The 20,452-nt window shown below is 43.3% G+C and carries 14 protein-coding genes; 5 read left to right on the forward strand and 9 right to left on the reverse strand.

What is annotated here, in order from left to right; genetic code table 11:
- Positions 1-51 precede the first annotated feature (51 nt).
- Positions 52-1,638, forward strand: a complete 1,587-nt coding sequence (locus MKY34_RS20995; RefSeq protein WP_342513047.1) for a SulP family inorganic anion transporter — start codon at positions 52-54, stop codon at positions 1,636-1,638.
- 113 nt (positions 1,639-1,751) lie between these two features.
- Here MKY34_RS20995 and MKY34_RS21000 read toward each other — a convergent pair whose 3' ends face one another.
- The 8 genes from MKY34_RS21000 to MKY34_RS21035 form a co-directional block, all read right to left on the reverse strand.
- On the reverse strand, positions 1,752-1,964 hold the full coding sequence (locus tag MKY34_RS21000; RefSeq protein WP_342513048.1) for a DUF6366 family protein: 213 nt from the start codon (positions 1,962-1,964) through the stop codon (positions 1,752-1,754).
- 128 nt (positions 1,965-2,092) lie between these two features.
- On the reverse strand, positions 2,093-2,965 hold the full coding sequence (locus MKY34_RS21005) for an AraC family transcriptional regulator (protein WP_342513049.1): 873 nt from the start codon (positions 2,963-2,965) through the stop codon (positions 2,093-2,095).
- Positions 2,966-3,271: 306 nt separating this feature from the next.
- Positions 3,272-5,227: a TRAP transporter permease gene (locus tag MKY34_RS21010; protein ID WP_342513050.1), complete on the reverse strand. Its 1,956-nt coding sequence runs from the start codon at positions 5,225-5,227 to the stop codon at positions 3,272-3,274.
- Between the two features lie 23 nt (positions 5,228-5,250).
- Entirely contained in the window at positions 5,251-6,252 is a 1,002-nt protein-coding gene (locus tag MKY34_RS21015; protein ID WP_342513051.1) for a TAXI family TRAP transporter solute-binding subunit, read from the reverse strand.
- A 250-nt stretch (positions 6,253-6,502) separates the two neighbouring features.
- Complete coding sequence (locus MKY34_RS21020; RefSeq protein WP_342513052.1) at positions 6,503-7,609, reverse strand: amidohydrolase; 1,107 nt, start codon at positions 7,607-7,609, stop codon at positions 6,503-6,505.
- A 76-nt stretch (positions 7,610-7,685) separates the two neighbouring features.
- Entirely contained in the window at positions 7,686-8,969 is a 1,284-nt protein-coding gene (locus MKY34_RS21025) for a lipid II flippase MurJ (RefSeq protein WP_342513053.1), read from the reverse strand.
- A complete protein-coding gene (locus MKY34_RS21030; RefSeq protein ID WP_342513054.1) occupies positions 8,966-10,075 on the reverse strand; it encodes a glycosyltransferase in 1,110 nt (369 codons plus the stop codon). Before MKY34_RS21030 ends, MKY34_RS21025 begins: the two co-directional genes overlap by 4 nt.
- Before the next feature lie 4 nt (positions 10,076-10,079).
- The gene (locus tag MKY34_RS21035; protein ID WP_342513055.1) at positions 10,080-11,225 is read right to left on the reverse strand and encodes a polysaccharide pyruvyl transferase family protein; all 1,146 of its coding nucleotides are present in this window, start codon (positions 11,223-11,225) and stop codon (positions 10,080-10,082) included.
- A gap of 434 nt (positions 11,226-11,659) precedes the next feature.
- Between MKY34_RS21035 and MKY34_RS21040 the strand changes: the two genes are divergently transcribed.
- Positions 11,660-11,917, forward strand: a complete 258-nt coding sequence (locus MKY34_RS21040) for a hypothetical protein (protein WP_342513056.1) — start codon at positions 11,660-11,662, stop codon at positions 11,915-11,917.
- A gap of 181 nt (positions 11,918-12,098) precedes the next feature.
- Here the strand turns inward: MKY34_RS21040 and MKY34_RS21045 are convergent, their stop codons facing one another.
- Complete coding sequence (locus MKY34_RS21045; protein ID WP_342513057.1) at positions 12,099-14,639, reverse strand: S-layer homology domain-containing protein; 2,541 nt, start codon at positions 14,637-14,639, stop codon at positions 12,099-12,101.
- Positions 14,640-15,123: 484 nt separating this feature from the next.
- Between MKY34_RS21045 and MKY34_RS21050 the strand changes: the two genes are divergently transcribed.
- The 3 genes from MKY34_RS21050 to MKY34_RS21060 all read left to right on the forward strand — a co-directional run bounded on the left by MKY34_RS21050 (position 15,124) and on the right by MKY34_RS21060 (position 20,451).
- Complete coding sequence (locus MKY34_RS21050; protein WP_342513058.1) at positions 15,124-16,020, forward strand: C40 family peptidase; 897 nt, start codon at positions 15,124-15,126, stop codon at positions 16,018-16,020.
- Positions 16,021-16,175: 155 nt separating this feature from the next.
- Positions 16,176-17,831, forward strand: coding sequence for an N-acetylmuramoyl-L-alanine amidase (locus MKY34_RS21055; RefSeq protein ID WP_342513059.1), 1,656 nt, complete (start codon positions 16,176-16,178; stop codon positions 17,829-17,831).
- 451 nt (positions 17,832-18,282) lie between these two features.
- Complete coding sequence (locus MKY34_RS21060) at positions 18,283-20,451, forward strand: 5'-nucleotidase C-terminal domain-containing protein (RefSeq protein ID WP_342513060.1); 2,169 nt, start codon at positions 18,283-18,285, stop codon at positions 20,449-20,451.
- The last annotated feature ends 1 nt before the right edge of the window (position 20,452 follow it).

The following is a 20,452-nucleotide window of genomic DNA, read 5'->3' on the forward strand; positions in this document are numbered from 1 at the left end:
TATACTAGATAGACGGGTTTTCGTAAATATAGCTTGAACGGAGGAAGTTAGATGTTCAAGGATCATCGATATCTTCATTATAACGTAGCGGGTTTTCGCAAGGATTTAATTGCGGGGATTACTGTTGGAATTGTAGCCATTCCGCTTGGGATGGCTTTTGCAATTGCCTCAGGTGTAAAACCCGAATACGGCTTGTATACAACCATCATTGCTGGGCTACTCGTTGCATTATTAGGTGGTTCGCGCTATCAAATTGCGGGACCGACCGGCGCTTTCATCCCGATATTGCTGGCTATTGTTCTGCAATATGGCTATGAAGATTTACTGATCGCCGGCTTTTTAGCAGGAATCTTCCTGCTCATTATGAGTTTTCTCGGCGTCAGCAATCTCATTCATTTCGTTCCTCGATCCGTAACGATTGGCTTTACGACAGGAATTGCTGTCATCATTTTCACAGGGCAGCTTGGCAATTTCTTTGGGCTTACAGGTCTGGATAAAAAAGAATTTTTCCATGAAAATATGATCGACCTCGCCAAGCAGTTCCATACGGTCAACTTGTTCAGTATTCTAACTGCCGTTATTGGGCTGCTGGTCATTTTTATCCTACCCAAAATCGCTCCGCGTATTCCATTACTACTCGTTGCGCTGCTCATTCCGACGCTTATTTCCATCTTTCTGTTCCCAGGTAAGGTTGAAACGATTGGAACTGCTTTCGGCGGCATTCCTAATACGTTACCGAGCTTCCAATTTCCACAAATCACCTTGTCGAAATTAGTAACGCTTTGGCAACCAGCACTTGTCATTGCAGCACTCGGTGCAATTGAATCCCTATTATCCGCGGTCGTAGCAGATGGCATGGCAAATAGCGAAAAGCATCATTCGAAACGAGAACTTTTTGGGCAAGGGATTGCCAATATCATCACGCCGCTATTCGGTGGCATCCCAGCGACAGGCGCCATTGCCCGAACAGCAACGAATATCCGCTCAGGTGCGGTCAGCCCGATTTCTGGCGTTGTACAAAGTCTGTTCGTTTTGGCCTTTCTACTCTTGTTTGCACCGTATGCGTCGTATATTCCGCTGGCAGCTATGGCGCCCATTCTTATGTCCGTCGCCTGGAATATGAGTGCTCGGAAAACATTCGTTCATATTTTATCCATCAGATCTGGTGACTCGCTTGTATTATTGACAACGTTTTTACTAACGATTTTTATCGATTTAACGATTGCCGTGCAAGTCGGTATTTTACTGGCAGCTCTTTCATTCCTGAAGAAAATGAGTGGTAAACTTGAATTGAAAGCCGCCAAACTGTCCGATGTTGAAATCGCCAAATTTAGCCAAGGCGATCACTCCACATTAGCGAAATATATCGTGGAAGGACCCATTTTCTTCGGTACAGCGAAAGTGTTTGAAGACCGTTATCCACCCCTTCTTGCATCTACAGCAAAACGCATTATCTTGGACATGGAACACCTATCTGTCATAGATGCGACCGGCGAGGCCTCACTCTTCGCCCTGTTAGACGATGCAGAAAAAAAGGGCATTCAAATTATTATTAAACGATTGCCGAAAGAAAAACTCTCCCTTTTCAAAAAGAGTGGTTTGTATGACAAGATTGGAAAGGAAAACTTTTTTATGTAACGATTAACGCCCAGATAGGCCAATGAAATAGACCGCTAATTCGTCCATGAATTAGCGGTCTTTCATATTCCTATACTACATACTGTCCCTTCATTGAAATAATAAAAATCAGATTAAGTAAAGACCTTATACAAAACATAGCCAATGATTAAGACGACAATTACTATACCTGTCCCTTTCAAACCTAGACCACCAACTACATCTGCTAAATTACCGGTTGTTGACCGATTCAATCCATCATTAACCGCACCTGTTGGATTCATTTTGAGTTCTTCTTGCCTTAACCGCTCTCTTTTTTCTTCAGGTGTTTCATGTTGATGATTCAAGCTTAGCACCCCTTCCGAATCATTTCTGTTTCAGGTGAGATTGAATGCACAAAGATATGATTCCAGCTACCTCGTGAATCGAAGAGTCTTTTATGATTATTCAAAACCCGTATCTTCCAAATTTTAATTTATTTTTTCGATACTGGAATCCAAATTTCGCTTTTTACTGATGGTGAAGTTAAATCTTTACTTTTAATCGACAAGATTTCAGGCCCTTCTATTGCTTGATAGTCGGAAGATGGAAACCACTCAGAATAAATCCTTCCCCAAGTTTCCTGTAGTGTACTAGGAAAAGGCCCTATTGAATCGAATACAGCCCATGTTAAGGCAGGGATTTCAAGTTTTGAAAAGTTTTCAGAGCATTCTTGTGTTGTCGCTACTCCTATATACTGATTGGGCTCTCCTTTTTCTTCCATGCGGCCTTCAGGAAAGTTTGTAGATGCTTGAATCATTCCTTTAGGTTCAACATTAGAGAGTTTTTTTAATTGATCTATTTTTTCCATAGTCAAAGATTTCCACATCGCTGTAATTTCCGGATTTTCTCCTTCAAAAATAATCGGGACCCTTTTCATAATACCAACTATGTTAAATGCCTCTTTTTGTTCAATTCGATAATTCATTTCATTTCCTCCTCTAATTGATAATTGAAAGGTCATTAGTGGATAGGCTTTTAATTGCTGTCCATTATTTCTTGCCTCCGACGGTGTTACACCATGTAAATTTTGAAAAGCCCTAGTAAAAGAGTCCGGTGAACTGTATCCATATTTAATTGAAACATCAATTATTTTTATGTTACTATTGTTAAGCTCAAATGCTGCTAAACTAAGTCGTCTACGGCGAATATATTCTGATAACGTAATTCCTGCAAGGAAAGAAAACATTCTTTTAAAATGATATTCAGAACAATGAGCTAACCTTGCCACGATTTTGAAGTCTATCTCGTTAGTAAGGTTCTCCTCAATATACTTCATTGAATCATTCATATTTTTTAGCAAATCCATTATATGACCTCCTTCATCAATAGAATAACAGGAGTTGAAAATATACGTCCGACAATTTGTGCACCATTATGTAGGATTAATGCTTTATTTTCACTAGCCTGCTCGTTTAGTTCCATAACAGTTCACTACTATTATTTAGATTTTCAAACCTGCATCTGCCGATTGAATATTCCGTCAAAAAAAGCACTGCTATAAGCAATGCTAATTCGTACATTAATTTAGTGTTTTTTGTTTCGATATTTGAGGTGTCATTTAAATTTTTTTGCCACACAACTAAACGGGGTAACCTGCTTTTCATAAATACTTTCATACAGCAAGAACTTTAGTGTCCCGATCAACTTCAGGCCTTTTCTTTTGAATAAACCAAATCAGGACAATGAGCACAAGGCCAATTCCACTCGACAACACTTCAGGGATAATTAGCATGAGCCCTGCTCCAAACAACACGAAACGCTCCCAAGTTCTTGAATGACGGATAAAATAACCAATCACCGCACTACTTACGCCAATCATCCCAAGTAACGCTGTCACAACACTGAATAACAGTTTCAATATCGTCACATCTACAAAGACAAGAATCGGATTGTAAATAAAGATATAAGGGATGATGAACGCCGCGATTGCCAGTTTAACTGCTGTCACCCCAGTCTTAAATGGATTTGCCCTGGCAATACCAGCACCTGCGTATGCAGCGAGACAAACAGGTGGAGTAATGTCTGCAACGATGCCAAAATAGAACACGAACATATGAGCAGCAAGTGGAGCAACTCCAAATTCATTGATCAGTGCGGGTGCAGCAATGGTCGCGGTGACAACGTAATTCGCAGTCGTCGGAAGCCCCATCCCAAGGACGATACAAGCAATCATCGTGAAAATAAGAGCAAGAATGAGATAACCATTCGACAGGGCAATAATGCCAGATGCGAACTTCGCTCCAAGCCCCGTGATACTGACGACACCGGCAATAATACCAGCTGTCGCAACCGCTGCAATAACCGGTAAGGCAACTCGCCCGCCTTGCTCAAGCACATAGACAATCCGCCGAAAATTCAACCGCGAATCTTTTCGAACCAAGGAAACAAGAAATGCAGCAAGAATCCCGAAAAGTGCTGCACGCTGCGGCGTAAAACCCGACATGATTGTTACGATAATCACAACAAGCGGAATAAGCATATAGCCATTTTTGAGTATCAAATCCTTGAAAACAGGTAATTGCGATTTAGGCAAGCCCAAGATTTTCAACTTTTTCGCCTCGAAATGGACTCCGATAAAAATGCCTGTAAAATAAAGAATGGCTGGAATGACTGCCGCCAACATAATTGTTGCGTACGACACACCGAGATACTCCATCATGATGAACGCCGCTGCGCCCATCATCGGCGGCATAATTTGTCCACCTGTCGAAGCCGCAGCCTCTGTTGCACCCGCAAATTCCGGCTTAAATCCAGCTTTTTTCATCATCGGAATGGTAAAAGAACCGGTAGCAACCGTATTCCCGACTGAACTTCCTGAAACGGTTCCTTGCAGTGCACTCGCCACAACAGCCGTCTTTGCTGTTCCCCCTGTAAAGCGTCCCGTTAAGGAGAAGGCGAGATCATTGAAAAACTTTCCGATTGGTGTATTCACAAGCATGACGCCAAAAAATAAAAACAGATAGATGAACTTCGCGGAAATCTGGATGGGCGTTCCGAACACACCACTTTCTCGGTACCATAAATTCGGTCCAATTCGGTCAATCGAAAATCCGGGGTGTGAAAGAATTTGAGTTGGAATGTATTTCCCGAAAATTGCATAGAGGATTGCCACACTTGCAACAAGAACGATTGGCAGTCCTACTGTTCTTCTCGTTGCTTCAAGAACAAGCACAACCCCAAGCAACGAGATGAAAATATCAAGCGGGCTATATCCCGAAACTCGACTTTGCAAAATAGAGTCGAAAAAAAAGATTTTATGATAGGTTACATACATCGCTGTAAAGGCGAGCGTAACATCATACCAAGGAACCTTTTTCTGCGTATTTCTCCATGCTTTCCTTGCCGGATAGAGGAGAAATATAATTCCTAGAGCAGTGCCGAGATGGACTGCTCCCTGCTTTTGAGATGGGAGCGTACCAAAATAGCCTGTATATAGATGAAAAACTGTCAGTGCGACGCCTAGAAATGTTACAACCCACGCCCATTTTCCAATTTGAGTGCGAAACTGATTCTCTTTATCATACTTCTCCAGAATTTCTTGTGCATCGATTTGCGGCTGAGCTTTCATTCGGCGTCCTCCTTCCCGTCCATTTATTTCACATCGTCAAGGCTCTTAATCTTCGTCTTTTCCCGCGTAACAATTTGGATAACCTCTGGATAGATATGGCCGATGAAAGCCGCATTTTCCACTTTGTTCCCTTTAAACTCCGCTTCCCCGTTTAATGCTTGTAGCGCAGGAACGTGTACAGACATTCCCAGATCCATATGCCCCTCACTGATCGTCGAGAGGTTCTCAACCGAAGCACCTGTTTCCGTATTCGTCACATTCACTCCGTCGATATACTTGTTCCAAAGATTGGCCATTTCTCCTCCGAGAGGATAATACGTACCTCCTTGACTACCCGTTCCAAGAATAAATTCTTTCTTGCGTTTACTGACATCAGCTGTAAGCTTTGCAACTTTATTGTCCACCGTCAAGCCTTGCTCTTCATAATACCTTTTAGCTCCCGGATGAATTAAAAGCCCTTCCGATCCACGAAGCGCATTTTCAAGGATCATTTGCTTCGCTTGCGCATGTGTATTTTCACCTGCACTTTCAATCATGTTTTTAGCAATCTCATAGCCAAGCTCCTCGTCGATTGTATCCGTATTGCCCATTAGAATCGCGTATGCCGTAACGGTTTCAATATCTTCTGTAAGGAAATCATAGGTTTCTTTAGGAATTGTCAATCTCCGATAACCTGAATTCTCCTCAATATGTGCAATCGCTTTGTCGGAAAGGCCAAGCATTTTCACATCACCTGCAGACGCTTGTAAACTTTCGATACTAGCAGCCGGAAGTCCAAGAATCCCAATTGACACATCGATATTTCCATCTTGAACACCATCCGCCGCGTCCCCAAATCCTTCTTGGAATGCTTTATAATCTCCATCTTCAATTCCATATGCCTCAAGAATTAGCTTGGACACATTATTCGTTTCACTCGCAGCCGGTCCAATTGCGATATTTTTAGCTCCCCCGCCGCATGCCGATAAAACAAGCATCACTCCAAATAGAGGTAAAAATAATCCACGTAAACTTTTCTTCTTCATCTTAATAGCCCCCTTGTCTACTTTTTCCCACTATCGGTACAAACTTTGACACATAAATTGGTGCATGTTTTTCCGGGTATCCTATTTCCAAAGACAAGCACTAGATTGCTAGTTCATCATACGCGAATTACTTTCTAGATATTCAAACTATTTGAAGTTGCTTATCAAGAAGTCTCGATTCTATACGGCAAAAAATAAAAAAAGCCTTTCCGCCCCACAATAACTCGTGGTACTGAAAGACTTTTTCCATTTAGTTTTTCCAATAAGAAGCTTTCTTCAACGTAGCTGACAACACCCGTGCACCTATATCGAGTGCTTCCCGGTTAAACGTCATAGCTGGATGATGAAGCCCAGGCGCAAGATCCGCTCCAATCCCAATCATGGCAGCTTTCAACGCCGGCTGATGAATCGTGTAAAAATGGAAATCATCACTACCTGATGTAATGATAGCTGGCGAAAATGCTTCTTCCCCGACCGTTTCTACTATCGCTTCAGTCGCAATCGCCACCGCTTCTTCTGCCACTTCCGCAGCTGGCGTATAATCACTCCAGATCAATTCGATTTCCACAGCATGCATCTTGCCAATAGCCTCGATGCCCGCTGTAATGCGCTCCTGCAATTCATTCAACACGGAGTTGGATTGTGAACGCGCGTCAATGGCAAATGTCGCCGTTCCCGGGATAATATTGAGGCTATCGCCACCCGCTTGCACTTTTGTGAGTTTCGCTGAATATGCTTCATACGGTGAAAATTGAATGGTTTTTATGAACTGTGCAATCGCAAAAAGTGGATCGAGTGCATTATTCCCTTGATGAGGTCGAGCACCGTGGGCATCCACACCTGTGATTCTCCCCTCAAGGAATACCGCCGCTCCGTGATGAATGGCCGGTGCTACTTTGCCAAATGGAATTTCTTCCTGCGGACGTAAATGCACCCCAAATAGATGACTCACACCATCTACGGCTCCTCGCTCAATCATCGCATTGGCACCATTGCCTTTTTCTTCTGCTGGTTGGAAGATAAAGCGAATACGACTGCCAAGCGCTTCCTGCTGTAAGTAACGAAGTGCGCCCAAGACCATAGAAATATTGGCATCATGTCCACATGAATGATTGGCTTGATAAACACCATCTACTTCCTGCCACAGTGCATCGATATCGGCGCGCACTGCAATGATTCGGTCACCTTCCCCGATTTCAGCAACAACACCCGTTACATCGTCAAACGTATGATGCTTGACGCCAAGCCCCGTTAAAATTTCGGCAAGTTGCCTAGTCGTCTCTACTTCTTGCCAACTCACTTCAGGATGCGCATGAAAATGCTCAAACCACTGCTCAATTTGCGCTTTCACTGTCATATCAAACACTCCAATCAACTTTATTAAAATAGCCGAGGTTAGTTTTCCCTCGGCTTGGTGTACACTTCTATAACATCTATAACTTCCACTTCACCCTCGCATAAACAACAAGCATCACAAAGTTCGCCGCCGCACTAATCGCCGTCCCATAGGCAATCGACGAAGCACCAAACGCATCCTTCATCAAATAAATCACCGCGACGTTAATCCCCAAAACACTCACTATACTGAATAAAACCGGCACAATGGAATTAGCTTTGGCATAATAAAATCGGGTAATATAGGTATTCGCTGCAAGGAAGAACATCGATAATGCAAATGCACGGAAAATCGGTACGGTTAGCAGCACATCTTCTCGCGTATATTCCCCGCGTTCGAAAACAAGACTAATAAGTGGCTCTGCAAAGAAATAAGCTACAGCTGTTGCTGGTACGAGTAACGCGACTAAATAAAGCATTCCTTTTTTATAAAGCTTACGGATGGTTTCATTGTCACCCTCCCCTTCCTTTTTACTCAAAAGAGGATAAATTACCGTTGTCACTGCCGTCATTAAAATGGCCTGTGGCAAACTCGTCAATTTGGACGCATAGTTGACAGCCGAAATCATTCCGTCCCCAAACTGATCGGCCGCAATTCGGTGAATTAAAATATAAAACTGCAGCGACGCTCCGCCGAATAAAATGGGCAATGCAATGACCCAAATCCGTTTGACATCATCAGACATTCCAAAAGACGGTCTCAACGAATAAAGCTTGGATTTCCGAAGGCCTGCATATAGAAAGCCCCCCATTAAAATAGCGCCGAACATCGCACCAATCCCGTAAGATTGCGGTCCAAAAGTGCTTGTCAGTGCTACAGCAATACCAACAAACGCCGCATTATAGAGCAAAACAGCCATGCTCGATAGATTGTACTTGCCATTGATATTCAGCGCGCCACTCATCCATGTCGCTAACACGAGAATGATAGAAGAAGGCATCATCCACAAATATAAATTACGAATCATTGCGTACTCTTCAACACTGCGATTTCTAAAAAACAAATGCAATACCGGATTCGTAAAAATCAGTAACACAACAGTAATGGACACCGCCGTAACAAGTGTCGTTGTAAAAGACTTCCGAACGTACAACATCTTATCCGATTTTGTCGAATGATAGACTGATATAAAGGCCGTTGTCAATCCACCACCTACAACGAGGTAAATGAAATTCGGAATCGTATAGGCCGTGACAATCGCATCCGCCGTAGACGTTGTCCCATATTGCGTGGAGATTGCTACTTCCCGTAGGAAACCAAATAGCCTCGCTACGATATTAATGACCGCAACGGCTCCGACAATCTTCATCATTTTGCTCATCGATTGCCAACCTGTTTGTTTTCAGCTGCCTGATAAATGGCGAGTAACTTCTTCAAAACCGTATCGAATGAATGCGCTGACACCATGTCTTGCATCACTTTTTCATCAATTTGTGTCGAAGAGGGGTTCAAAGCCTCTTTCAGCCCTTCCGCTAAAGAATCGGCATCTTTCGGTTCAACCAGGATGCCTGCTCCTTGATTCAACAAATAAGACAGGCCACCTACGTCCGTTCCCACCACTTTTGTTCCTGCTGCCATCGCTTCAAGCGCAACAAGTCCAAAGCCTTCTTGATGAGAAGGTAGCGTCAACACGCTTGCGGCAGACATCCATTGCGCTAATTCAGCTTGTCCAACAGGTGCTTGAAAGTGGACGCCTTCCACGTTCTTCTCTTGAATAACCGCTTGTAACTCTTTGACGAAACTACTGTCTTTCTGTGAGCCTACAATGTATAGTTCGCTGTCCGGATTCGCTGTTTTCACCAGTGTATATGCCTCAACAAGCTCCAATAGCCCTTTGGCTCGAATGACATTTCCTACGTATAAGATGATTTTTTTCTCTAATGGCAGACTAAGTGTTGTCCGTGCTTCTTCTTTCACAGTCGGTTTAAAAACAGCCGTATTAACACCCATGCTGATGACATGCACCCGATTGCCAGGCACTTCAAATCTTCCTGTCACATCTGTTTTTAATTTCTCTCCGACGACAATGACTGCTTCTGCCGCCTGTAAAATGGTTTTCGTAATGCCTGCAATGAACGGACCTTTAGCTGCCATCTGATCGATATCCCCGCCATGAACTGTAACTACGTAAGGGATGCCCATCATTTTCTTACCGATTAATGACAATAACCCTGTCGGGAATGCATAATGTGCATGCGTAATCGACAATGCCTTGCGATTTTTCATCATATAGACAAAAGAACGGAAAAACCACGACATGTATTTCTTCAATGCCGTTGCTTTTCCTTTCCCTGGATTATCGATTGCCAGTACATCCACAGCAACATCCGCTGACTTTAAAAGTTCGACTTGATTCTTTACGAAAATACCAAATGTCGGATGCTGAGGGGATGGATACATATTACTGAATACGACGATTCGCTCCATTTACTTACTCCTTTTTGACGCGGATGAATTGCTGCATACCTAGTCGCGCCATTTCTTTCATACGGCGATGTAACTGATCCGCTTCCTCTACTTTTTCAGGCCACTGTTGATCCATTGCCTCTACTACTGTCAGCAATGAGTCCTTTTTCTTAATCAGGTCATCGATGCGGACCGTTCGTTCTGCCATGTCTACCATTTCCATAAAGTCTGCTACTTTATGATGGTATGAAATCGCCATGACAGGCGTATTCGCATTTACTGCAAGATAAAGTGAATGTAATCGAGTTCCGATAATCAGATCTTGCGCCGCACTAATGTCAATAATTTCTTCAGGAGATAAATTATTTTTATTCACCGTTACGCGATCTTTATGTACCATACGGTTATAAACATCTATTGTTACGTCAACATCATGCGGGAATTTCGTGGAAAACAATGTAATGTTCACGTCTTTTTCAGCCATGATTAAATCTAAGTTTTCAGCCATTCCACTGACGTAGTTCTCATATTTAATATCATTTGCTTCTGGCCAATAAGCCAGACTGTAATAAGGAACAACGGTAACCCCAATATTTTTGATGCGCTCAGATGTTTTTTCCTGAGACTTGGATGGCAAGGCAAAGGCGGGGTCTCCGACAACCTTAATATCCTTTCTTACGCCGATTTTCTTCAGCAATTGCTTGGACTTCGGATCACGCACAGACACACTGTTTGAACGACCGACCAAATAGCGAATAAACAGTTTTCCCATCGAAGATGTAATTGGTCCAGCACCACAACCGTAGACAATATAAGGTACTTTCCCCCATCTTGCCATGATGCCATATGATCCAAAAAGTTGTGCCTCACGATTATAAAAGTCCATGAGAATCCCGCCACCGCCGACGATTAACATGTCCAATTCACGGATGAGTGGAGAATTTTTTTTGATGGTTTCAATAAATGTCAATGTGGCAGATGATCTTTTGTAATACAAAGGAGCAGAGGCTACACCATATAGGTTTGCTGTCTGCGGAGGGTTATTACTAAAGACGACAATATCCTCTAGCGGAATTTTATAATGAACTTGTAGTTGTTCAATAATTCCTGCAAGAATTGCCTCGTCTCCATTATTATTATTTCCGTAGTTACCGACGATACCAATTTTCATTGAAATTCTTCCTTTTTGTGACGATTATCATAATGACCAATTATAACATACATACCGAGGCGGTGAGACAAATGATACCACCAGACCTGTTAACCCTTTATGGGGAAAGGTCTGGCGGGCTTTTATTTACACGTCTATATCAATTATGCCTTGGCGTAATTGCGTCCAGATTTTTTTCGAGCTAGGGGCCAACAGGATGTTGGTCATGCAGTCGTTGCGAATCGAACAGCGAAGGGTTCGATTTGCCGTATTTCTGTGTTTTTGCAGAAATTAAGGCACTTCCCTTCAAGACGTCGCGTACTTAGACTGTCTTCTTAGCTCCTCTAAAAAATCTGTGACATCCGCCGGCCGACAAAAACGCCATTTCCACTTCCTGTGGCATTGTCTGCACTAGTACATCCTGTACGTCGGAGGCTTGGGCTCGAGCCTGCACGATGCAGGTCATGCAGGCGTTGCCAATCGAACAGCGAAGGGTTCAATTTGCCTTAATTTCTGTGCTTTTTGCAGAAATTAAGGCACCGCTCTTCGGACGTGGCGACCTTAGCCTGCGTTCCTCTATCGTTCAGCCGGCGTTTGAACACCCACTGAACAGAAAAACAAAACTGCATGCATCTCGCCACCTATCGAGGTGGGAGTTTTCTGAAGCTGACGCTTCGCTTTCAGTACAAAAAAATTTGTTAAATGAAGATTAACTAAATGACAGAATCCTATTAACAACGCTCGGCTTATGGCGGATGTCTTCCGCCATAAGCCAGGCAGAAAACCACTGCCAGTCTTACGGCTTCGGCGACCGCTTGTAAGGCGCCTTCGCTGGAGAGTAGATGAAAATCATAAGTTCAACCCAATATAGACTCCAGTCGACTTACGCTTTTCTTATTTATTCGCGCGCATCATAAATGCGGCAAATTGAGCTCTTGTCACATTGTCGTTCGGTCGGAATTTGCCATCGGGTGCAACTGTGATGTTATTAGCTTGTAACGCTTGAATTTCTTTGATAGCCCAGAAGTCTGCTGACACATCTTTCAGCGGAGGTACAGGTGTACTTCCTGCCTTTAATTCATACGCAGTGACGAGTATTTTAGCCATTTGTGCGCGCGTTAGTGTACCGTTTGGATCAAATTTCCCGCCTGATTTTCCTGTCATAATGCCTGCTTTATTAACCGCAGCAATTTCTTTGGCATAGATATGACTAGCTGGTACATCCGTAAACAACCCGTTTGTCGCTGTTTGTGGTAATTTCAGCGCACGACTAATGAGTACCGCAGCATGAGCACGTGTTAGATTACTTTCTGGCTTAAAGGTACCATCTCCATAGCCATTAATCCATCCATATTCTACAGATGATGCAATGTCATTGACTGCCCAGTGACTTAAAACTACATCATTAAACGGCTGTTCGCGGTGCGTATCCCCATATTCCGCTATGAGTCGATCCAAGTAAATCGAGCCTTTGTTTTTCTTCATGCTTGATGTTTCTGCCACATAAATTCGCTTCAATGATACAGGCCCTTGGATTGTTGCTGGTAATTGTGCTTTAACATATCTCCAGCCTGTCCAATTGAGGCCACTTTCCTTTGTAAAATCAATCGTTACATCATTGCCTTTACCATCTACAAGCGTCCCTCGGAGCCAATGTGCTGCCCCGTCTCCATATACCCACATGCCAAGGGCAGTTGGTTTTACCGGTAAAGCAATTGGTTTGGTCGCTACAGCATAAGACGCAGAAGTTCCAGTTGGGTTCGCTGTGAAATCATATGACAATGTCAATGCCGTTTGTCCATCTTTGACAGGTGCTTTACTGCCATCAAATCGGAGTGTTGTCGTAGCTTTTGCTGATTCTGCACGCCATTCCGCACTTTTAACAAACGAGCTAATAAGCTTTCCACCACTGATAATTTTCAATGTTTGTGTCACTGATTTAGCACCAATTGTCGCTGTAACACTTCCCGCACCTGAACGATTTGTCTTCAAAACGCCAGATGCATCAATCGTTCCCAGTTCTGGACTTGCAGACCATTTAATGATAGATGGGGCGAATGCCATTTCACGATTTGCTGCATCATAGGCTTTCACTGTAAACGGAATCGTATCTTCAGGCCCTACTTCTCCTGTTGCTCCTGTCAGTACCATTTTGGAAGGCGCATCTGCTACTTCAATCGGGAAGGACTGTGTCGCATTACCATATGTGATGACAATGCTGCCTTTTCCTGCTTTTACAGCAGTAAAAACACCCGATGCTGATACCGTTCCGATGTCACCTGTTACGGAATAGCGGATATCGTTCTTATTTACTGGGACAACGTGGAAATTGCTATCAAGTGCACTATCCACCTGTACAGTTGTCGTTGCACCCGGCAATAACACAGATGGCCCTGTCATCTTCGCAACCATTGTTCTCGGTTGACTAACTTCTGTATAAGAAACGGCACCAAGTACAGCAGAGACAGCACGTTGTGATTTATCGGATGGATTATTAAAGACTTTTGGATACACAGTTCCTCGCTCACGTACAGCTAATGTTGTAGAGCCTCCACCGTCTAAATTCAATGCATGATGTGCGCCAATTGACACTAGATAAGAAGAGAATTCAGGTAACGTCATACCCGCACTCGCAGTGCTTCTACCATCAACTGTCACAAAAAATACTTTTGAGCCATCCGCATTTGTCGCTACAGCTGTTCGCGGCTCTCTCGCCTTTGCACGACTACTTTGTGGATTAATGGTCATATCGACTTTACCGTTTTGCACAAGAAGAGGCCCACTCGCAAGGACGAAGTCTGCCCCTTGCCAAGGCTCTGTTAAATCGATGGACAATGTCAGTTGGCTACCTGCTTGCACATTCGCAAACTCCGCTGCCTGCGCGCCGCCTTGAATCGACAAAACCGCCCCATTTTTCGGAATGACCGTATCGCCATTTCCATTTGGCACTACTTTTTCAACAGTCGCCGTAATTGGTGTACCAAGGCGATAATTCTCTTCAATTGGAGCTGAGAAATTGCTTAACACTATTTCCATTCCAGAACTGTTTGTTCGTGTCGAAGCATAACTGTAGCTTGGCGTATACAGGACAATCTCTCCCGTTCCACGCGCTTTGTTGATAAAATGAATCGTCTTTTTCGTCGTATCGGTCTGAATCGATGCCTCATAGCCAAATCGTCCAATGCGCCCAAGACCATTTCGATCAATACCAAAAGCGGATGGAACACTCATATATTCATCATTACCACTCGAAAGGACACCGTATGTATTCACAATATTATCTGAAGCCAGTAAATAAGCTGGAGCGCCAGATTTCATATGAAAGAATGATGCATTGATACCTGCTACCACATGATTGCCGTTCGAAGATGCCTCTTTCAGCAGCGTCGTTAGCGGCTTACGTGTTGTTAAAGGTGACGGGATAATTGCTTGCACCGAGATTTCCGGCCTTGCTACATCCGCCTCAACTATATGAATGGATTATGAGCGGTTCCCCCATGAATTCGGCCCTTTACTATATTCGACACCCGGCGTCACCGTAAAATAATTGGCGAATGCGCTGGATGTAGGATACATGACAATCAATACTAAAAACAAACTACTAGACTCCAGTATTTCTGCTTGATCATTTCGACACCCTTTTCTTTTAAAGATTTCTCATTAGTCTAGTAGCTAGCCGCAGTTGTTGCAAGTGTCGAATGTAGCAATCTCTTACTTTAAAGGCAAAACGCCCCGAAGACATCACGCTCGTCTTCGGGGATCTGCTTGATTATATGACGAAAACAGACAAACTATTCATAGTGTAATTGTTTTGTAACATAACTGTAATCATAATCTTAGACAAGCTATGTTAAGCTAGTCACAGACAAAACACATACAACGTACAAGCGAATGTGTGAAAGGGGAATATGAGAAGATAATGAAACGTTTTTTAATCCTAGCATTAGCGAGCTTGATCATTTCAACATCAGTACCCTCGATGGCATCTGCTAGTTCTGCGACATCGTTACTTAATTCGGCAAAATCATACATCGGGACTCCTTACAAATGGGGTGGAACTACTACATCAGGATTTGACTGCTCGGGCTTCATCCAACGATCATTCAAAGATGTCGGTATCTCACTTCCAAGAACAACTGGTCAACAATATGCAATGGGAACTGCCGTTGCGAAAAAGAACTTACAAGCTGGAGACCTTGTTTTCTTTAACACAAATGGAAAAGGTGTTTCACACGCAGGTATCTATGTAGGTAGCAACAATTTCATCCATGCTTCTACAAGCAAAGGTGTTATGATTTCTTCTATCAACGACCCTTACTATTGGGGTAAACGTTACATTGGCGCAAAAAGAGTAAAGAACTTTAACGAAGTTGCCGTTACGCCACCGGCTCCAGCACCAAAACCAATTCCTGCTCCTACACGTGCAGACGTAGCAGTTGCACTTGCTGACAAACTGAATCTGCCAACTACATCTACAGAGTCAGTTTTCAAAGATGTATCTAGCCAACATCCACAAATTGGCGCAATCGCTGCAGTTGCAGCAGCAGGAATCTTCACAGGCAGTAACGGTTCATTTAACCCGGATGGCCAATTGACACGTGCTCAACTAGCAAAAGTTCTTGTTGAAGCTTTCGGACTTGAAGGTGCTTCTGGTGCTACATTCACGGACGTTCCAGCAAATCACTGGGCAAAATCATACATCGAGATCCTTGCTCACAATGAAGTTACAACAGGTTATGTTGATGGACGTTTCGGTGTAGACGATCATGTAACACTTACACAATTGAATACGTTCATCGACCGTATCAATAACTAATTACATCTATAATTGCATACAAGGAGTTCCGTTTACGGGACTCCCTTTTTTTTATCACTCAGCCTCTTTATGACATTTAGTCTTTTTACCTTATAGATTCATAGAATCATAATTGGTACACTTAACCTATATCTTTAACCATCAGGGAGGACACAATGAAGAATTTTAAATGGATTACTTTTCTAGCAATGCTCGTCGCACTCGTTTCGGCAGTACCTGCGCAATCACTTGCCCAAGTACAATTTTCAGATGTCACAGCCAAGGATGAATATTATGAGCACGTCAATTACATAGCAGGGAAAGGAATTATCCAAGGTTACACAGAGAATGGTAAAAACCTCTACAAACCCGCTAACAGCATCTCTCGCTATCAAATCGCTAAAATGCTAGTTGTCGCAACTAACAATGAAAATTACAACGCAGGCAATATAACGTTCAAAGATGTTGCAAGTGGTAGCGATGAACATAAATACCTAAGCAAAGCTGTCTCACTCGGCTATTTCAAACAAAATGCCGATGGTTCTATTAAACCGCATGAATATGTTAAACGGGCTGAAATGGGCTATGCACTCGCGGTCGCTTTTAATCTTTCAGAAAAAGTAACAGCCGATAAACCCCTTCAACTAAAAGATATCCAGGGTCATCCAAATGTCGACAAGTTAAACGGTCTTTATTATGCGGGTGTTACACAAGGCAGTAACGGAAACTTCTTACCAAACTCACTACTAACACGCTCACAATTCGCAATGTTTTTGGCAAGAGCAATGGATACTAAGTTTAAATTACCTGTAAAACAGCCTGGTGAAATCGCCGGTACATTTTTCGTCAAGGTGAACACAACTGGTGGAGATACATTAAATGTACGCTCTCTTCCTTCTATGGATGGAACTGTTATCCATAAATTGAATAGCGGTGCGATTGTTGAAGTACTTGAACGCCATGGTGAATGGCTCCGTATACTCGTTGGCGGCAAAACAGGTTATATCTATAGTAGCTATACCATTGAAGTCGGCACAGAAAAACCGCCTGTGGAGCCAGAGAAACCAGCTCCCACAGCTAAAACCATTGGTAAAGTAACTGTCAATAACTTAAATGTACGCGCAAGTGCAAGCAATAGTGCAGCTGTGCTCACTACCCTTAAGACAGGACAAACTGTCGATGTACTGTCCATTAATGGTTATTGGGCAAATATCCGCGTCAATTCAACAACAGGCTATGTTCACAAATCCTATTTAAAACTAGTCAATACAACAGGCAACCCACTCGCTGGTCGCGTCATCGTTCTGGATGCAGGTCACGGTGGATATGACCCTGGTACTTCAGCAAATAAGCTAACTGAAAAAAGCATCACCCTAAAAGTTGTGAATCTCGTAGAAGCAAAACTGAAACGAGCGGGTGCAAACGTTAAAATGACACGCTCAACAGACACATATGTATCATTACAAAACCGCACAGCTTTCTCTCAAAATAACTATGCTGAAACGTTCGTATCGATTCACGTCAACTCAGCTACTCCTACTGCTAAAGGTACGGAAGTGTTCTATTCAGCAGCCAACATGAATGCAGCTGAAAGTAAATCGCTCGCAGCATATATTCAGAATAATATCGTTAAACAAGCAAACATGGTAGATCGCAAGGTAAAAGAGTCCGGATTCTACGTTATCAAAAATAACAATGTAGCCGCTGTTCTCGTCGAACTAGGTTTCATTTCGAATAAGGACGACTTCGCAAAACTATCAAGTGATAAGTATTTAGAAATTTATGCAGAGGCTATCTATCAAGGTCTCGTACAATACTATTCCGTTAAGTAAGCGAATATACCGAGAAGAATGCAACATTTCTTCTCGGTATTTTTTATGATCGATCAATTTCGCCTCAGCGTAATTGCGTCCAGATTTTTTTCGAGCTTGGGGCCTACAGGATGTAGGTCATGCAGTCGTTGCCAAGCGAACTACGAAGGGTTCGATTTGCCGTATTTCTGCGTTCTTTGCGGAAATTAAGGCACACATTCAGGACACGGCGAACTAAGGTTGCCTTCCATTCTTCATTCAGCAGGCGGTTGAACACCCACTGAAAAGTAAAACAAAACCGCATTCATCTCTCCACCTATCGAGGTGGGAGTTTTCCGCTGAATGAAGATAAAAGGTATTTAATTGTTCTATATTCCCTTGAATGATAGACTAAAAGAGCATGCGGTTTTGCCACTATTCCTTCTATTATCTTGATGGCAGAATAGCAAAAAAAAGAAAAGGAAGGTGTACTATGTCTACAAAATACTTCAAAGGTACTGCAGCGGCAATGCTACTATTTAGCACAGCTGCAATCACACCAGCTGTCGCATCAGCGGACACGACAACGGATTTCTCACTAACAGTTCTACACACGAACGATACGCACGCAAACCTAGGCACGACAGCGGAACGCGCAGCACTCGTCAACAAACTGCGGGCTGAGCATCCTTACAACGTGCTTCTTGACGCTGGCGATGTATTTTCCGGAACACTCTTTTTCAATGAATTTAAAGGCCAAGCTGATCTTGCAGTCATGAACTATCTTCAATACGATGCGATGACATTCGGAAACCATGAATTCGACCTTGGTGGATCTAAAGAAGGTCATCAAGCACTAGCAGATTTCGTGAAGAATGCCAAATTTCCATTCGTCAGTGCCAATACGGACTTCTCAGCAGATTCCCTTTTTGATGGTCTTCAATCGAAAACTGTCGAAGCCAATGCTGAAGACGGAAAAATCTACAATGGCATTATTAAAGAAGTAAATGGCGAAAAAGTCGGGATTTTCGGCTTAACAACGGCTGAAACAGTAGACATTTCAAGCCCTGACAAAGTGACATTCACCAACTATATTACGGAAGCAAAAGCAGCGGTTGCTGCATTAGAAGGCGCTGGTGTCAATATAATCATCGCGCTGACACATATCGGCTATGACGACTCTGATAAGGTGGACAATGATATCCTGTTGGCTAAAAATGTCCCTGGCATCGATATTATCGTCGGCGGCCATACCCACGTGAAACTGGACAAACCCGCTGTTTATAATGAAGACAGTGAACCTGTTGTCATCGTTCAAGCGAATGAATACAACAAATTCCTCGGACAACTTGACGTGACATTCGATAAAGATGGTGTCATTAAAGACTATGACGGCGTCCTCCATGCTGTTGGCGGTGAAAACGCGGAACAAGATCCGAAAGCGGCAGAACTCATCAAACCGTACGCTGACCAAGTAAAGTCGACAATGGAAGAACCTATTGGTGCAACAGCTGAAGTCTTCCTAAACGGCCTCCGCGACCTTGGCGGTGTCCGCGCAGGTGAAACCAACCTCGGAAACATTATTACAGACGGTATGCTGCAAAAAGCAAAAGAAATTGACCCTGAAACAGTGATTGCCTTCCAAAATGGCGGAGGGATTCGGACATCCATTGCTAAAGGCCCTATCACATACGGTAATGTACTTTCTGTTCTACCATTCGGCAATCCACTTGCCATCATTGAACTAAGTGGCGCCGAGTTGAAATCGACCTTCGAACACGCCGTTAAGGAATATCCGAAAGAATCAGGTGGCTTCCTTCATGTTGCCGGCATGCAGGTCATTTTTGATGGGACAGCTGAACAAGGCAAACGAATTGTTTCACTCCGTATTGATGGCAAAGAAATTGATGATAACAAAATGTACAAAGCTGCTACAAACGTCTTTACGGCAAGAGGTGGAGACGGTTTTGAAGCGCTTGGTAAAGCGTATGAGGAAGGACGCGCAAGCGAGCCTGGTTTCTCTGATTGGGAAAACTTCGCAGACTATATGAAATCTCTGGAAACTGTCAATACTGGTCTAGAAGGACGCATTCTTGCAACAACGCCATTCACGGACATCGCTTATACGGATTGGTCTTATGCATATATTTCAGACCTTTACTACCGAGGACTGACAAAAGGGACATCTGCAACAACCTATTCACCTACACAGACATTAACACGTGCACAAGCGGCTTCCTTACTCGTCCGTACGCTTGATTTGACAGCAACAAAGGATGCACCATTTAGCGATATTGGCCACTATGCGACTGAAACAAAGGATGAAATCGCAGCAGCCTACGAAAGTGGCATCGTCAAAGGCATTGACGGGAAATTTATGCCTGATCAAAACGTCACGCGCTCACAGCTCGCATTGATGATTGAACGTGCTTTTGAGGCCTATACAGGCAAACCGTATACGTCAGCAAGTCAAGCGCCTTATCCAGATATCGCGCACTTGGATGCGGAAACAGTCAATGCCATTTCCATGCTTCATGAGCTAGGCATCGCGACAGGCTCTAATGGAAAATACATGCCTGCTACCTCCACGACACGACAACAGGCAGCTAAAATATTCTCGAATTTTATCTATAACACAAAACAAGTGAAAAAAGCAGAATAAC

Origin of the sequence: Sporosarcina sp. FSL K6-1522, from assembly GCF_038622445.1 — a bacterium.
GTDB lineage: Bacteria > Bacillota > Bacilli > Bacillales_A > Planococcaceae > Sporosarcina.

Excerpts from the sequence above, each read along its gene's own strand:
- MKY34_RS21060 (WP_342513060.1), top strand. The coding sequence starts at position 18,283 with ATGTCTACAAAATACTTCAAAGGTACTGCAGCGGCAATGCTACTATTT.
- MKY34_RS21010 (WP_342513050.1), bottom strand. The coding sequence starts at position 5,227 with ATGAAAGCTCAGCCGCAAATCGATGCACAAGAAATTCTGGAGAAGTAT.
- MKY34_RS21050 (WP_342513058.1), top strand. The coding sequence starts at position 15,124 with ATGAAACGTTTTTTAATCCTAGCATTAGCGAGCTTGATCATTTCAACA.
- MKY34_RS21025 (WP_342513053.1), bottom strand. The coding sequence starts at position 8,969 with ATGAGCAAAATGATGAAGATTGTCGGAGCCGTTGCGGTCATTAATATC.
- MKY34_RS21055 (WP_342513059.1), top strand. The coding sequence starts at position 16,176 with ATGAAGAATTTTAAATGGATTACTTTTCTAGCAATGCTCGTCGCACTC.
- MKY34_RS21005 (WP_342513049.1), bottom strand. The coding sequence starts at position 2,965 with ATGGATTTGCTAAAAAATATGAATGATTCAATGAAGTATATTGAGGAG.
- MKY34_RS21030 (WP_342513054.1), bottom strand. The coding sequence starts at position 10,075 with ATGGAGCGAATCGTCGTATTCAGTAATATGTATCCATCCCCTCAGCAT.
- MKY34_RS21040 (WP_342513056.1), top strand. The coding sequence starts at position 11,660 with ATGCAGGTCATGCAGGCGTTGCCAATCGAACAGCGAAGGGTTCAATTT.
- MKY34_RS21035 (WP_342513055.1), bottom strand. The coding sequence starts at position 11,225 with ATGAAAATTGGTATCGTCGGTAACTACGGAAATAATAATAATGGAGAC.
- MKY34_RS20995 (WP_342513047.1), top strand. The coding sequence starts at position 52 with ATGTTCAAGGATCATCGATATCTTCATTATAACGTAGCGGGTTTTCGC.
- MKY34_RS21020 (WP_342513052.1), bottom strand. The coding sequence starts at position 7,609 with ATGACAGTGAAAGCGCAAATTGAGCAGTGGTTTGAGCATTTTCATGCG.
- MKY34_RS21015 (WP_342513051.1), bottom strand. The coding sequence starts at position 6,252 with ATGAAGAAGAAAAGTTTACGTGGATTATTTTTACCTCTATTTGGAGTG.